The sequence below is a fragment of the Selenomonas sp. F0473 genome (assembly GCF_000315545.1).
GTDB lineage: Bacteria > Bacillota > Negativicutes > Selenomonadales > Selenomonadaceae > Centipeda.
This window is the reverse complement of the sequence record NZ_JH992902.1, coordinates 859,757-872,694: the sequence shown is the minus strand read 5'-3', so window position 1 is coordinate 872,694 and position 12,938 is coordinate 859,757. Positions and strand designations below refer to the sequence as shown.

At 47.8% G+C, this 12,938-nt stretch carries 19 protein-coding genes; 8 read left to right on the top strand and 11 right to left on the bottom strand.

Annotation, left to right across the window (positions count from 1 at the left end; translation table 11 throughout):
* Positions 1-233 precede the first annotated feature (233 nt).
* Positions 234-1,415, bottom strand: a complete 1,182-nt coding sequence (locus HMPREF9161_RS04070; RefSeq protein WP_009728415.1) for a site-specific integrase — start codon at positions 1,413-1,415, stop codon at positions 234-236.
* Between the two features lie 230 nt (positions 1,416-1,645).
* On the opposite strand from HMPREF9161_RS04070, the gene HMPREF9161_RS04065 reads away from it, so the two are divergent.
* The 3 genes from HMPREF9161_RS04065 to HMPREF9161_RS04055 all read left to right on the top strand — a co-directional run bounded on the left by HMPREF9161_RS04065 (position 1,646) and on the right by HMPREF9161_RS04055 (position 2,998).
* Complete coding sequence (locus tag HMPREF9161_RS04065; protein ID WP_009728414.1) at positions 1,646-1,849, top strand: hypothetical protein; 204 nt, start codon at positions 1,646-1,648, stop codon at positions 1,847-1,849.
* Positions 1,839-2,270 carry a DUF2335 domain-containing protein gene (locus tag HMPREF9161_RS09715; RefSeq protein WP_071599613.1) on the top strand — a complete coding sequence of 144 codons (432 nt, stop codon included), beginning with the start codon at positions 1,839-1,841 and terminating at the stop codon, positions 2,268-2,270. Before HMPREF9161_RS04065 ends, HMPREF9161_RS09715 begins: the two co-directional genes overlap by 11 nt.
* Before the next feature lie 104 nt (positions 2,271-2,374).
* On the top strand, positions 2,375-2,998 hold the full coding sequence (locus tag HMPREF9161_RS04055; RefSeq protein ID WP_009728413.1) for a sce7726 family protein: 624 nt from the start codon (positions 2,375-2,377) through the stop codon (positions 2,996-2,998).
* Here the strand turns inward: HMPREF9161_RS04055 and HMPREF9161_RS09710 are convergent.
* The 6 genes from HMPREF9161_RS09710 to HMPREF9161_RS04035 all read right to left on the bottom strand — a co-directional run bounded on the left by HMPREF9161_RS09710 (position 2,928) and on the right by HMPREF9161_RS04035 (position 6,250).
* Complete coding sequence (locus tag HMPREF9161_RS09710) at positions 2,928-4,010, bottom strand: hypothetical protein (RefSeq protein WP_009728412.1); 1,083 nt, start codon at positions 4,008-4,010, stop codon at positions 2,928-2,930. The two genes, HMPREF9161_RS04055 and HMPREF9161_RS09710, sit on opposite strands and share 71 nt — an antisense overlap.
* A 195-nt stretch (positions 4,011-4,205) precedes the next feature.
* On the bottom strand, positions 4,206-4,583 hold the full coding sequence (locus HMPREF9161_RS04050; RefSeq protein WP_009728411.1) for a hypothetical protein: 378 nt from the start codon (positions 4,581-4,583) through the stop codon (positions 4,206-4,208).
* Positions 4,580-5,131, bottom strand: a complete 552-nt coding sequence (locus HMPREF9161_RS04045; protein ID WP_009728410.1) for a DUF805 domain-containing protein — start codon at positions 5,129-5,131, stop codon at positions 4,580-4,582. Before HMPREF9161_RS04045 ends, HMPREF9161_RS04050 begins: the two co-directional genes overlap by 4 nt.
* Positions 5,132-5,171: 40 nt before the next feature.
* On the bottom strand, positions 5,172-5,654 hold the full coding sequence (locus HMPREF9161_RS09935; RefSeq protein WP_156804646.1) for a hypothetical protein: 483 nt from the start codon (positions 5,652-5,654) through the stop codon (positions 5,172-5,174).
* Positions 5,638-5,868 (bottom strand): hypothetical protein, encoded by a 231-nt coding sequence (locus tag HMPREF9161_RS04040; RefSeq protein ID WP_009728409.1) that lies wholly within the window; start codon positions 5,866-5,868, stop codon positions 5,638-5,640. The genes HMPREF9161_RS09935 and HMPREF9161_RS04040 overlap by 17 nt, the downstream gene beginning before the upstream one ends.
* On the bottom strand, positions 5,858-6,250 hold the full coding sequence (locus tag HMPREF9161_RS04035; protein ID WP_009728408.1) for a helix-turn-helix domain-containing protein: 393 nt from the start codon (positions 6,248-6,250) through the stop codon (positions 5,858-5,860). The genes HMPREF9161_RS04040 and HMPREF9161_RS04035 overlap by 11 nt, the downstream gene beginning before the upstream one ends.
* A gap of 137 nt (positions 6,251-6,387) precedes the next feature.
* Here HMPREF9161_RS04035 and HMPREF9161_RS04030 point away from each other — a divergent pair, with 137 nt between their 5' ends.
* The 5 genes from HMPREF9161_RS04030 (at position 6,388) to HMPREF9161_RS04010 (ending at position 9,787) form a co-directional block, all read left to right on the top strand.
* Positions 6,388-6,876 (top strand): peptidoglycan recognition family protein, encoded by a 489-nt coding sequence (locus HMPREF9161_RS04030; RefSeq protein ID WP_009728407.1) that lies wholly within the window; start codon positions 6,388-6,390, stop codon positions 6,874-6,876.
* A 106-nt stretch (positions 6,877-6,982) separates the two neighbouring features.
* Positions 6,983-7,348 carry a hypothetical protein gene (locus HMPREF9161_RS04025; protein ID WP_009728406.1) on the top strand — a complete coding sequence of 122 codons (366 nt, stop codon included), beginning with the start codon at positions 6,983-6,985 and terminating at the stop codon, positions 7,346-7,348.
* A gap of 83 nt (positions 7,349-7,431) precedes the next feature.
* Positions 7,432-7,923, top strand: a complete 492-nt coding sequence (locus tag HMPREF9161_RS09930; protein WP_156804645.1) for a hypothetical protein — start codon at positions 7,432-7,434, stop codon at positions 7,921-7,923.
* 454 nt (positions 7,924-8,377) lie between these two features.
* On the top strand, positions 8,378-8,833 hold the full coding sequence (locus HMPREF9161_RS04015) for a hypothetical protein (protein WP_009728403.1): 456 nt from the start codon (positions 8,378-8,380) through the stop codon (positions 8,831-8,833).
* A 258-nt stretch (positions 8,834-9,091) separates the two neighbouring features.
* Positions 9,092-9,787, top strand: a complete 696-nt coding sequence (locus HMPREF9161_RS04010) for a Crp/Fnr family transcriptional regulator (RefSeq protein ID WP_009728402.1) — start codon at positions 9,092-9,094, stop codon at positions 9,785-9,787.
* Between the two features lie 229 nt (positions 9,788-10,016).
* Here HMPREF9161_RS04010 and fumC read toward each other — a convergent pair whose 3' ends face one another.
* The 4 genes from fumC to HMPREF9161_RS03990 all read right to left on the bottom strand — a co-directional run bounded on the left by fumC (position 10,017) and on the right by HMPREF9161_RS03990 (position 12,852).
* Positions 10,017-11,381, bottom strand: a complete 1,365-nt coding sequence (gene fumC / locus HMPREF9161_RS04005; RefSeq protein ID WP_009728401.1) for a class II fumarate hydratase — start codon at positions 11,379-11,381, stop codon at positions 10,017-10,019.
* Positions 11,382-11,462: 81 nt separating this feature from the next.
* Positions 11,463-11,960, bottom strand: coding sequence for a Gx transporter family protein (locus tag HMPREF9161_RS04000; protein ID WP_009728400.1), 498 nt, complete (start codon positions 11,958-11,960; stop codon positions 11,463-11,465).
* A 1-nt stretch (position 11,961) separates the two neighbouring features.
* Complete coding sequence (locus HMPREF9161_RS03995; protein ID WP_037348784.1) at positions 11,962-12,300, bottom strand: NusG domain II-containing protein; 339 nt, start codon at positions 12,298-12,300, stop codon at positions 11,962-11,964.
* 63 nt (positions 12,301-12,363) lie between these two features.
* Positions 12,364-12,852 (bottom strand): hypothetical protein, encoded by a 489-nt coding sequence (locus HMPREF9161_RS03990; RefSeq protein ID WP_009728398.1) that lies wholly within the window; start codon positions 12,850-12,852, stop codon positions 12,364-12,366.
* Positions 12,853-12,938: the final 86 nt, after the last annotated feature.

Below are 12,938 nucleotides of genomic sequence, written 5' to 3'. Positions count from 1 at the left end.
ATGATTCTTCGTTCGTTATGAGGCGGTTTTTATTGTAATCCTTCCCAATTGTAAGGAGCATTTTGTAAAGTCAAGGGCTTTGCGTCCGATGCTGATACTGTCGGCTTTACAAAGGACGGCCTTCCATCTATAATGGGGGAGTATAAATAATAGCCTCTCAATCCATTGTTTTTCAATAGGAAGAGGGGCTTTTATTAAGCATTTGTCTACAATTTGTCTACAAACATGGTTGTCTACAAAACCGTATCAGTGAGGGCTGCGGTTTCTCTTTGCATCGCTTCCGTATCGTGCGTGTATAGATTCTGCGTAATTGTTGCATCTGTATGACCGAGACGAGCGGCGACATCAACGGCTTTTGCCCCGCTTTCAATTAAGCGAGTGGCGTGTGTGTGGCGGAAACTATGAGAATTTAATCCCAAATGCCGCAAGCGTTCTATAATGGATGCACGACTCACAGGAATGCCGAAGTGATCGGTACATACAAGAGGGCGCTCTTTTGCGTCATGCGGGGCGGCATCCTTGCGGGGGAGCAAATGCAATATTCTACTGTCCGGCATTTCATAGGCGATTTGATATACTATGCCGAGTTTGAGGCGGAATCCGTTCTGAATGTTCTTCCATTGTTTTAGGGCGGATAGAAGGGTACTACCGATGCAAATAGTACGGCTGCTTGTCGTTGTTTTCGGCGTATCAAAATATGCGGGCACGGCGCTTGTGGCGGGGCAAAGCTGGCGGGATACCGAGATGGTCTTTCCCTCTATCGATATGTCGTCCCATGTGAGGCCGAGCACCTCTCCGAGCCTCATGCCCGTATAGTAGGCTATCATCAATGGAATCCTATACCGATGAGGGAACGGGAATATCGCTAAAAGATCGTTGAATTGCTGCTTGCTGATAATCGTATGTTTAACCACTTTTTTCTTTGTTGTTTTTGGGATTGTTATATATTCTGTCGGATTCATCTGTATGAGTTCAGATGGATAGACGGCATACTTGAACGCGATATGCGCAACGCGTAGAGCAGAGGATATTGTTCCGTGTGATAATCCTTTTTCCACTAGTTCGTGAACTGTGCGATCAATGTCTCGGGGACGTATATCCTGCAATGACATCGTCCCAATGTATGGGGATATGTATAGCCTGTATTGGTATTCATAGATATGGTGCGTTCGCTGTTTTGTGCTCCCTTTGACGACGTTCTCAAGCCACGACACAATGAACTCGTCGAGCGTGACTTTTGCGCTCGTGATGCCGACGTTGCCCGTTTTCCATGCCGCATATGCCGTCGTCCCCGCATCGAAGGCTTCCTGCTCGGTGGCAAAGCCGCCTTTCTCCTTCATCTTGCGGGGCTTTTTGGATATGTCGAATGAATAGGAATACGTCTTGCCGCGTTTGCGGACTCTGATTTTTGCCATAATAAAACACCTCTGGGTTTGTAGGGGATAGCGAACAAACCGGAAGTGTGATATACTGTTCCTGTTGCGGTGAGTATACCCTTCGGGATGCTTGCTCGAGCCGTCCTCTGTCTTGGTAGCATGGGGGACGGTTTTTAAGCTAATGAATATAATAGAACGTAATAGAAGTAAATAGAGAATTTTTTGGCGTTGACAAATTGTGCTATAATCAATTTAGGAGGTGTTGCTTTATGGAAAAGGGATATGTTAGCCTGCTGTTTTCCGAGATCGGATTCTTGAAAGGTATGGCATCCGTTTTTGATATGGGCTCAACGCTGAATACCTACAATGAATCCTCCACGCCAGAAGAAGCTGATCGTAATGCTTTAGCGCATGATTGGCGTGTTGTGGGGAATGATCTGCGCAACGCAATGAGCGTGGAATATGGGCAGTAATAAAAAGCAAAGAAACGATACTGTTGTAAAGCAGAATCAAGGTGTAACATATGCGGGACACTTTGAAGGCCCCTTGCCGCCGCCTGTTCATTTGGCAGACTATGAGGAGATATGCCCGGGAGCTGCTGATCGTATCATTACGATGGCAGAGAACCAAGCGGGGCATCGTCAAGATATAGAAAGGCGTGTTGTTAAATCTCAGTCCATAAATAGTCTTGCAGGGATTATCTGCGGATTTTTGTTAGGGCTTGCATCAATAGGCTTTGGTGCATGGATTGTTGTAACGGGGCATTCTCTTGAAGGCCTCGGGACAATGCTTATGGGGATTTCTGCTTTGGTCGGTACGTTCATCTATGGGAAACGTGCCAATGTAAAAGAGATTGTTGAAAAACAAAAACTAGTGAATCAGTTGAAACGCTGATTCTGCTATTCCGCTCGTGATGCGCCAACATCGCGGGCGGTTTTTAGTTGACGTATATGGTACAATTAACTTGTAGAATGGTTAACGAATGAAGGGAATAATACATGAAAATCTACGATAGTGATATTAGGAAAATCTTATACAGAGGTTTCTATCAACGTAAAGATTTCATAAAAACCCCTACCATTGTTGTTGATGAAATGGATATTTGTGCAGGTCGTTCACGTATTGATATAGCCGTTATAAATGGAAAGATGCATGGTTATGAGATAAAAAGTAAGCAAGATAATTTAGAACGGCTTCCTAGACAAGTAGAAGATTACAATAAAATATTTGATACGATGACACTTGTTGTTTTTGAAAATCATCTTGATAAAATATACGAGTTAATTCCTTCATGGTGGACGGTAAAAAGCGTAAAGGAGAAGAACTCAAAAATTGTTATTACAACCATACGGAAAGGGCAGATAAATAAAAATATTGATGTTGATAGCCTAATCTTACTATTGTGGAGAGATGAGATGATCAACGCCTTGATGATGTATACAGATATCCGTAAAGGATATAAAAGTAAAACCAGAAAACAACTAGGGGAATTGCTGACAGCCCATATATCGCATGATCAGATCCCCCTAATTGTTAGAGAACAACTAAAAGTTAGGGAACCGTGGAAATCTGTTGCAATACAACAGCAAGATGGTGATTGCAAGCGTATGTTACCCAATTAGTATTGTTACCGACACCTGCATTTCCTTGTGCTATTCGATCAATGTTTTGATCTCCAAAAGAGAAGTGAGCACCATAGTAATACATAGAGTTAATCACTTGTCTTGATAGTTGATGATAGTTAATCTGTGGATTTCGGGAGCCTTTCCAAACGATATAGCGATCACTAGCCGTATATCTAATTTTTGGAAGAACGCCATTACGTAAAAAGCGAAAATTGATTTCGCTTTCAGTGAATTTGGTTACACCATAATCTGAGTAGTGTATGTTACTTCTAATCGGGGATAATATGGGTTCTTGTTTTAGTTGAGAAAAAATCTGATAGTCATATCTAAGATATTCAGCAAAACAACCATTTCCGATAGAGGATATGTCATCAGGAAAGGACGTTGAACAAATGATACATTGTGCTTTGAGTGGAATGAGTCCTTGTAGTATTGATATATACTGGGAATAACATATGTTGGCCGTTTGTTGGTCAAGGATGTTGCCAGCATTTAAAAATATATCTAACTGAAGATTGGATGTATATTGAGATATATCACTGAGTATTTGGTGGATTTGTGGTCCATTAAAATCAAGTGGGATGGGGAGATAAACAGCGCATCTATTTATGTTTGAGGGAATGTAGGCAATATCAGGATAATTCACAATGGGATATATAGCAAAGCCGTTAGCTTGTGCATATTGGATATACGAATTTAATACAGAAAGATGATCATCTTCATCAGGGTGATTTGATGTATCAAGGTAGATAGGGTGATTGTAATATGTTCTGATGGAATCGCAAAAATCTGTTGGTGTGCTATCATCTACTATTTGGATTACTGGCATTAATTGAGGTGCAGTACCCCCTATATTTTGTAATGCGATTTGTTCTCCTCGTTTCCATTTCAAAATAGGAAAATAAGTCGTCATGATGAAAATACACTCCCTTTTAAAAAGATATTGCTTCGCAGTCCTCTCTGTTACAGCAGAGTTGGCGGCTTTTATTTTGGAAAGGACTAAACGCATGATGCTAGTCCTTTCGTAGTCCTTTTGTAGTCCTTTTGTGTCCACAAAGCCTTGTATATCAAGGGGTTACGTGGTGTGATATCAAAGATACAAAGTATACTTTAAGATATTACTGCCGAAAATGTAAAGTATACTTTGAGATAGTAAAAATCGCGGATTTTTATATCTCGGTCAGGGGAGATGTAAAATTTTATATCAATAGTAGTAATTTGAACGTGAGTTCAAGTTCAACTGATAGATGAGGCTGTTAAGACTTGCCCGTGTCGCATCTATATCATCTTCTAGTCCTGCCACTCTGATGGGGATATTAGACACGTCATCATCAAGTGAATTGAGGTGAGCCTCTAGGTCATCGACGCTAGATTCAAGATAAGACATCTTGGATTGCAAGGCGTCAATATCGGATTTTGCATCCTGCAGTGTGTATGTTGCTTTTTTTGCCGATTCTTTTTTCGGCAGCTGCGCTTTTATAGATTGGATATAGTTTTGCTGCTGATAGGTGATGACACCGAGAGCGGCTGTTGAGAGCAGGGACAGCGCAGCAACGGCGATGCATATTTTGTTTGTGTTCATTTTGCTTTCCTCCGTAATGAATCGGTTGGGAGGGCTGCAAGTATGACGGGGAATAATAGCATCAGAATCTGTTTCTTTTGTTTATATCCCTCATAAGCTTCTACATAGGGGCGTGCGTCTTTTTGCGCGGCACGTTCAGCATCTTTTGAAACATTTTTACCCATAGTATTTGATGCTATGTTTACAGTTTGATGAAAGGCGTGTTGCTGTTGAAACTGGAGGTAAAATAATAAAAGAAATATTATCGGAATGGCGATAATGCAATGCTTTGAAATATCTCTTGCTCTGCGGATACAAAAAGAAAATGATGATAAGCCCGCGAGAATAATTCCAATATAGCAAACTGCAAATAAGAATATAAAGAGAAAATTAACAACATCGGGCTTGTCAGGCGAAACAAGTTCTCCAATAGGCAATGCGACAATAGAAAATAAAAAAGTAAAGAGAAGTAGGAATAATATATTTCTTATAAACTCTTTTCTTCCCATTCTTCCAGAGAAACGGAAGAAATAAAGAAAGCCATTCTTGAGTTTTGATAATACATCCATGTCAATTCCTCCTCGGATAGGAAATATATCCTCTAATTGTTTATCCAATTTCTTTTATTTCGGTATTTAGCTCGGATAAGGTTTCATCATAGTCGTCTTTTGATAAAAGATTTTCTTTTACTAGTTCTTTGTAGGCATCGTTGAATAATCTATATAAGCCATTGCCTTCTGGGGATAAACGTCCTCTGTATATGTGAAACCGTCCCGAAATGAGTAAATCAAAAGACGTGTTGCCGATTAAAAATAGGGCTGAGTTTTTATGAGATAGATTTTCTATCGTTATGGCACGGTGAATTTCTTCGTTTGAATGCTGCTTATCTATATGAGAGATTAAAATGTTCTTCACGCAACGAACATTAAAATCATCGTATCCTTCTAAAAAAGATTTACATTTTATCATCACAGTTTCTTTATCTGTTCTATGTGCCAATCTGGGGAGGTATTTATAAAGCAGAACAACTCCTCCAACAATCAAAGTTGAAATAAGTTGTATTATAATTTCCGTCCTAGTACTGCCTTCCATGTGCTCTCACCTCTATATCATCGGCGGATTCTCCGCTGCGTAAGTCTCCATCTTCAATATGCTTCAACTCGTGTCTATATGTCTCGATGTTCGCTTCCCTTGAATAGCGAGCATTTAGAACGATGGTATAAAAATCTTCTGCGCCGTCCTCGACAACAAATCCCTTAATACCGATTGGAAGGTCCTGTATTACCTCCCGTACGTTATCCCTCATAGTCTCCTCTCTCCTTTGCTTTTTGAAATTCTATGAAACGACGGACTTCTTCGATGCTCTCTTTTTTTAGCCCGCGAGAGGCATCGAATAAAACTCTGATACCCGGATTGTCCTTTATTTCATTTGCTATGGCGGCGACTTCGTCGTCGTAATAGTAAGATGAGGTGTTATTTGTAGTGTCTGGAAAAAGGTCATTGATGCTAACCTCTAGGGCAGATGCTATCTTGAATAAAAGATCTTGCTCCGGCTCGTTTGTACCACTCTCATAGCCGGAGATAGTGTTATGTTTTACGCCGATTTTTTCTCCCAGTTCTTTTTGAGTCAGTCCGCGCAACTTCCGATATTCCCTTATTTTTGAGGCGGTATATGACTTCACATCCATCTTATCACCTCCTAATGGTTTCATTATACACGAAAAAATATTCACATTCAAGATATTTTTTCGTGAATTGGGAAGAAAAGCGTTGATATAAGTTAGAACTTCTTGTATTATGAAGTTGATGAAAGGAGGGGAAAATTATGCAGCGAGTAAACATCAAAGATACAGGCCTAGATTTCGGCGCGTTAAGCAAGCGCCCCACGACGGATCAGATTGTGATCCATCATACGGGCAATCCGTACGATGACGATCTGTCCGCCGCAGAGATTCACGCCAGTCACAGGGCAAAGGGCTGGTCGGGGATCGGCTATCACTACGTCGTCCGCAAGGATGCCAGCATAGAGGCGGGGCGCCCGCATTGGACGGTCGGCGCACACGCATACGAGCACAACAATCACACAATCGGTATCCACGTTTGCGGCAATTTTGAACTTGCTGAACCGACGGGTGCGCAAATCGAGGCGCTGTCTATGCTCATAGCGAACCTCTGTGTGGACTACGGACTGCCGATTGATGGAGATCACGTTGTCGGGCATCGTGACCTCATGCCGACTGCGTGCCCCGGAGCGAATCTCTATGCGATGTTGCCGGAGATCAGAGGGAAAGGAAATTGGTATGCGAATAACTGAAATCCGATTTCTGTTTCAGAGAGACAGGTTTTCGTTTATCGCATTTCTCTTGACGGTTTCCACTTGAAATAGTATATTGATGACAAAAAAGAAGGAGTGAGCGTCAATGAACATTACGCGAAAGGCACGCATCGCATACGGCGGAGCGGCAATCGAAAACGGTGCAATGGACGTCCGAGATCTCGCTCCTGCGCTGATTGCGTTCTCAGACCTAATCCGACAGATTAGCGATGTGATCGGCAGTGAACATAACATAAAAGTTATGCTGAATGCAGATAGTATCCGGCGTGGTTCTTTTGACATTACCTTTCTTTTGGACATCAATATCCTAGAGCAAGCAAAGTTGTTTATGAGCGGCGCTGAGGAATCCGGCTTAAAAGACCTTATGGAGGTATTAGGCTGGGGAGGTACGGCGACGCGGGTGTTTTTTCCCTTATCAAGAGGATTCGCGGGCGAAAGATTACTGGAATAACGAGCGAGAGCGATGAACAGGCGACGGTTCATCTATCTGATGAAGAATCTCTTATCATTAAACAAAAATTGCTCAATGTTTACTTGAATGTTGATTGTAGGAAAAGTATTGAAAAAATCGTTGCTCCGGTGTCGCAGGAAGGGATTGATTCTTTCGAGATTCGAGACGCGAACGATAAGGATAATGAAAAGCCTATTGAACGTATTGAAAAAGCAGAGCTTGTCAATTTCAAAGCTCCCGAAGCTGCTCCTATCCCCGATGAAGAATGCAACGAACCAATAGAGCAAGTGCTTCTCGTTAGGATTATTTCTCCAAATTTCGATGAGGGGAAATGGAAGCTGACTGACGGTGAACATTCTTTTTGGGCTTCCATAGAGGATGAAACCTTTAATGCAAAAGTAGATCGCAGTGAACTAGCCTTCACAAAAGGTGCAATGTTGCGGGTTAAATTCCGTATTGAACAAAATATCAAAAATGGGGCACTATCTACAACCTACACGGCTGTGAAGGTTTTAGAGGTGAAGGAAGCTCCGAATCAGATAAAACTAGATTTTGACTATAAACAACAAAAGTAAGCGTACGCATTGCTTGACGAATTACTCAGAAACGCCTATAATAAGCATAGAAAAGGCGCTACCGGCAGACGGTCAGCCCCAAACACCTAATCGGGAAGAACCCCGCCTAGAGCTGGAGACTAGAGGCGGGGATTCTTATGCTCGTAACGCTACAATGCAAATCGTAACGAGGAAAACCAACGATAAAAAATCGTATATCTCCATAAGCATCGCCCCTTTCTAGGGGCAAGATTCGACCGCCTACCGCTGTGGTAGCACCTAAAGAATATTATATCAGCCACAAGACACGCATGCAACGTGTCTTTTTTGTTTGGAGGGATAAACCATGATTCAAAACATCACGCGCAGGCAGACCATTATCGCCGTGCTGTGCGCCCTTGTCCTCGTCGCTGTCGGCGTGCTGGCGTATCACTATTACGCAGGGACGTAGGAGGCTATACGGCAGGCGCAGGAGATGACCGAGGAGCAGGCACGGGACGCCGAGGCGCTCCGAGAGAGGCTGCGCATCTCAGAGGGACAGGCAGAGCAGCTTGCCCGAGTCATCGAGCGCGCACAGCAGGGTAAGACGCAGCCTGTCACTCATGTCACAGTGACGGCTCCGACCGTCGAGCGTGTAGCGGCGGACATACGGGAGCGGATCAACCGTAACGATAAGACACTGCCGGCTGAGGCGTTGGCCAAAAGTGATAGGACGGTGGTAGCGCCGCAGCTGGAGAATAAAGACTATCAAGTTGGGGTGTATAAAATCAACCTCGACAAGCGGCGCAAGATCAAGGCGGGCGTGACACAGATCGACAGCCGTACATATTGGACGGCAGGCCTGCAGGTCGGACGCTGGGAGGGTCTTGTCCACGGACAGGGCGGTGACGTTAAGGGATGCTCTGTGATCTATACGGTCGCAGAGTGGTGATTGAGGGGCAGCGTTATGCCGCCTCTTTTTTTGTCTACAATTTGTCTACAAAATGCCTTAAAAATCCCCGTTTAGGTGTATTTATGTGTATTTATTTTGTTGGCGGATAATCAGTGGAAAGCTAGATATATCAACGGGAGAGGGCGTTTTCCCATTTCCGTGTATTGCTATTCATTCCTGTAAATCGTATAATGGGAGATAATAATTCTCTTTTGTGGATGCATCGTGCATTCCTACGGTTTTGGAAAGGAGCGGTCTATGCTGACGCGTGATATATTGGCACCGTATACGGAACTTTTACTCCGGCACGATTTGTTTGAGGGGATTCCCGCAGAGGCGCTGCCGGCGCTGTTGAACCAACTGGGCGGGGAGATCAAACGCTATGCGGCGGGACAGAACATCATGCGGATGGGGCGCGCGCCGATCGTGACGGGCATCATTCTGGCGGGGGCGATCGAGGTATCGTTCCTCAATGAAAATGCCGATCAGATCGATATGAATATATTCGAGGCAGGGAGGAGTTTCGGCGAGACGATGGAGGGCGCCGATCTTGTCGAGAGCCGTATGTTCGTGAAGGCGATCCGGGACGCGGTCATCCTGCGGATGCAGTTCCGTCAGCTCTATCGGAAAGCGGCGTGCGAGGATCCGCATCTTTGGCGTTTTACGCTCAATATGCTGCGGCGTATCTCGGCAAAGGGGATTTTCTACCAGCACAAGATCCGCATCATGGGGCAAAAGAGTATCCGCGCGAAACTCAGCGTCTATCTCCAAGAAGCCTCCCGCGATGCGGACGGCGCGGTGCGGCGCGACATGAATCAGACGCAGCTCGCACGCTATCTCGGCGTGGAGCGGAGCGCGCTTAGCCGCGAGATGAGCCATCTGCGCGAGGAGGGCGCCATCGACTATGACCGTAAGACGGTGTGGGTGTTAGACGAAGATTTTTTAGCGATGTGAGACGTGACGCGCGATTTTGGCGCATCGCTGTGTCATTCGGTCGGACACTTCGGTTGACGTAGGCTTTTGACTACGCCTGCCCTCGTGTCCTCCTCATTCCTTGCTCTGCATCCAAACTTGCGCGTCGCTTAGTGCTGCCTGTAGAACTTGGCGCGGCACAATAAGATACGCACGCAAAAGGGCGTCGATACGAATTTCGTACCGACGCCCTTTCGTCGCTTTATCTCTTTTATACCATCTCTTCGGGATGGAATACTTCGTCGAATTTTTCGGCGGTGAGGAAGCCGAGGGCGACGCAGGCCTCTTTGAGGCTGATGTTCTCGTCGAACGCTTTGTGCGCGGTCTTGGCGGCGTTCTCGTAGCCGATGTACGGGTTGAGCGCGGTGACGAGCATGAGCGAGCGATGGAGGTTCTCGTGCATTTTCTCTCGGTTCGCCTTGATGCCGACGACGCAGCGGTCGTTGAACGACTTCAGCGAGTCGGTGAGGAGGCGCGTCGACTGGAGGAAGTTGTAAATGATAACGGGCATGAACACATTCAGCTCGAAATTGCCCTGCGATGCCGCGAAGCCGACGGCGGCGTCGTTGCCCATAACCTGCACCGCGACCATCGTTACGGATTCGCACTGCGTCGGGTTGACCTTGCCCGGCATGATGGAGCTGCCCGGTTCGTTCGCGGGGATTGTAATCTCGCCGAGTCCGCAGCGCGGACCCGACGCGAGCCAGCGGACGTCGTTCGCGATCTTCATCATGTTCGCGGCGAGTCCCTTGAGCGCGCCGTGGGCGAAGACGACGGCGTCCTTGCTTGTGAGCGCGTGATATTTGTTCGGGGCGGTGACGAATTTCTTTCCCGTCAGCTCGCTCGCCGCCTGCGCGACGGCAACATCAAATCCCTTCGGCGCGTTGAGCCCTGTGCCGACGGCGGTGCCGCCGAGCGCAAGCTCGTGGAGGAAGGGAAGGGCGGCGCTCAGCTGTTTCTTTGACTCTTCGAGCATGGCGAGCCAGCCGCTGATCTCCTGCGGGAAGGAAATGGGAACGGCGTCCTGCAGATGGGTGCGTCCCGTCTTGACGATGCCCTCGTTCTCCTTCATGAGGCGGCGGAAGGTACCGGCGAGGAGGTCGATGCTCGGGAAGAGATGGTCCTCGATGGCGATGACCGCCGCGATGTGCATGGCGGTCGGGAATGTGTCGTTCGAGCTCTGCGACATATTGGCATGGTCGTTCGGATGGATAATCTTCTCACCTGCGATCTCGTTGCCGCGGTTCGCGATGACCTCGTTGACGTTCATGTTCGACTGCGTGCCGCTTCCCGTCTGCCATACGGCGAGGGGGAAGTGCTCTGCGAGTTTTCCCGCGATGATTTCGTCGCAGGCCGCTTTGATAGCGCCGAGGCGCTTATCGTCGAGTTTGCCGAGTTTGTTGTTCGCGATGGCGGCGGATTTTTTCAAAATGCCGAACGCATGAATGATTTCGGCGGGCATCTTTTCAATGCCGATGGGGAAATTTTCAAAACTTCGCTCAGTCTGCGCCGCCCAGTATTTGTCGGCAGGGACTTTGACTTCTCCGAGGGAATCGTGTTCGATGCGGTACTCCATTTGGATCGTCCTCCTTATCAGAGCGTAAGAGAAAAATATGTTGATATAAAGTATAGCACAATACGGTAGGAATGAGAACGTTCATCCGGTTGAAAAATTTTGAAGGATTTCGCGCGCGAGGAGTCCGATCCCGATGCCCGTTAGGGTGCCGACAATGCCGAGGACGGGCGCATAAACGAACAGGGCGTCCGTCCGCATGACGACGGCGGCGACGGCAAGCTGGCAGACGTTATGCATGAGTCCGCCCACAGCGCTGATGCCGACGATGGAGAGCCGCCGCGTATGCTTCTTGAGCAGCGCCATGACCGCAAAGCTGCCGAGACCGCCCGCGAGGCTGTAGAGCATCGGCGCTATGCCGCCGCCGAAGAACGAGGCGAGCAGGATGCGCAGGATCAGGACGGCGAGCGCGTCGCGCGTATGCGGAAGCGTATAGAGCGCGACGAGGGTGACGACGGCCGCAAGCCCGAGTTTTGCGCCCGGGACGGGCAGCGGCAGCGGGAGCAGGCCTTCGAGAATGAAGAGCAGGAGGGAGAACGATGTGAGGAGCGCGATGCGGACGGGCGTACGAAGTTCGTTCATGTCATTTTACTTCGATGAGGAGTTTGTGGGGGAGGCAGGCGATGACGTCCCCTTTTTTCGCAGCTTTGCCCGTCTTTACGCAGACGAGGTCGGGGCAGTCCGCATCGACGACGGCGACGGTCTCGTCCTCGATACGGATGGTGTTTTCGCCGCGTTCGTCCTCAATGCGGATCTCGTCGATTCCCTTATGCCCCGTCAGAGGGATATCGTAGAGCACTTTGCCGTCCTGCGTGATGACGGCGCGGCGCGGCCCGGCGTCCCCCCGCGGGTAGAGGAATGCGGCGGCGATGCCGCAGACGAGGAGGAGAACGGCGATGAGGAGGAGGTCTCTTTTCTGCATAATCATTGCCTTGCCTTGACGAAAGTTTTCAATCACAGTACAATATAAAAATATTCGATCGGACTAAACGCCCTTGCCGAGTTCTCTCTGCCAGTAGGCGAGATCCGGTTCGCTGAGCGGCAGATCGACGGTCTGCCCGTTGTCGTAGTAAAAGCGCAGGCGTACGCCCGCGGCTTTGCGGACGGCGGGGAGCGATGCGCGGGGCAGCTCGACGAAGAGTTTGTTTTCGTTTTTATAGCGGCTGTCCGCATCCGGGACGGGACGCGGGGTATGCTTTGTGGCGGCTTTCATCTCCCACGCGCTGCCGTCGGTGTAGAGGATCACGTCGGGCAGCAGTTTCGCCGTATCGTAGCGATAGTCCCGCAGGGCGAGCGTCGCCCCCTCGAGCCGCCCCTCTTCGGTATAGGACGTTTGGAAGTCGATACGCGCGTAGGCGGAGAGACTGCGCGCCGTGCGGTGATCGACGCGGTAGGTGTAGGAGAGACCGAAGATGCCGACGAGGATCGCGAGCAGCGCTACGAGTATAACGAGCTGACGGAATAGATTCTGCATCGGCGGCCTCCTTTAAACGGTCGTTTCGGGGTATTATAACACAGGGGCGATCGCTTTGTCAGCAGGGAGCGTGCGGCGGAGCGTAC

Coding starts and splice junctions, on each gene's coding strand:
- HMPREF9161_RS04070 (WP_009728415.1), bottom strand. CDS start 1,415: ATGGCAAAAATCAGAGTCCGCAAACGCGGCAAGACGTATTCCTATTCA.
- HMPREF9161_RS04065 (WP_009728414.1), top strand. CDS start 1,646: ATGGAAAAGGGATATGTTAGCCTGCTGTTTTCCGAGATCGGATTCTTG.
- HMPREF9161_RS09715 (WP_071599613.1), top strand. CDS start 1,839: ATGGGCAGTAATAAAAAGCAAAGAAACGATACTGTTGTAAAGCAGAAT.
- HMPREF9161_RS04055 (WP_009728413.1), top strand. CDS start 2,375: ATGAAAATCTACGATAGTGATATTAGGAAAATCTTATACAGAGGTTTC.
- HMPREF9161_RS09710 (WP_009728412.1), bottom strand. CDS start 4,010: ATGCGTTTAGTCCTTTCCAAAATAAAAGCCGCCAACTCTGCTGTAACA.
- HMPREF9161_RS04050 (WP_009728411.1), bottom strand. CDS start 4,583: ATGAACACAAACAAAATATGCATCGCCGTTGCTGCGCTGTCCCTGCTC.
- HMPREF9161_RS04045 (WP_009728410.1), bottom strand. CDS start 5,131: ATGGATGTATTATCAAAACTCAAGAATGGCTTTCTTTATTTCTTCCGT.
- HMPREF9161_RS09935 (WP_156804646.1), bottom strand. CDS start 5,654: ATGGAAGGCAGTACTAGGACGGAAATTATAATACAACTTATTTCAACT.
- HMPREF9161_RS04040 (WP_009728409.1), bottom strand. CDS start 5,868: ATGAGGGATAACGTACGGGAGGTAATACAGGACCTTCCAATCGGTATT.
- HMPREF9161_RS04035 (WP_009728408.1), bottom strand. CDS start 6,250: ATGGATGTGAAGTCATATACCGCCTCAAAAATAAGGGAATATCGGAAG.
- HMPREF9161_RS04030 (WP_009728407.1), top strand. CDS start 6,388: ATGCAGCGAGTAAACATCAAAGATACAGGCCTAGATTTCGGCGCGTTA.
- HMPREF9161_RS04025 (WP_009728406.1), top strand. CDS start 6,983: ATGAACATTACGCGAAAGGCACGCATCGCATACGGCGGAGCGGCAATC.
- HMPREF9161_RS04015 (WP_009728403.1), top strand. CDS start 8,378: ATGACCGAGGAGCAGGCACGGGACGCCGAGGCGCTCCGAGAGAGGCTG.
- HMPREF9161_RS04010 (WP_009728402.1), top strand. CDS start 9,092: ATGCTGACGCGTGATATATTGGCACCGTATACGGAACTTTTACTCCGG.
- fumC (WP_009728401.1), bottom strand. CDS start 11,381: ATGGAGTACCGCATCGAACACGATTCCCTCGGAGAAGTCAAAGTCCCT.
- HMPREF9161_RS04000 (WP_009728400.1), bottom strand. CDS start 11,960: ATGAACGAACTTCGTACGCCCGTCCGCATCGCGCTCCTCACATCGTTC.
- HMPREF9161_RS03995 (WP_037348784.1), bottom strand. CDS start 12,300: ATGCAGAAAAGAGACCTCCTCCTCATCGCCGTTCTCCTCCTCGTCTGC.
- HMPREF9161_RS03990 (WP_009728398.1), bottom strand. CDS start 12,852: ATGCAGAATCTATTCCGTCAGCTCGTTATACTCGTAGCGCTGCTCGCG.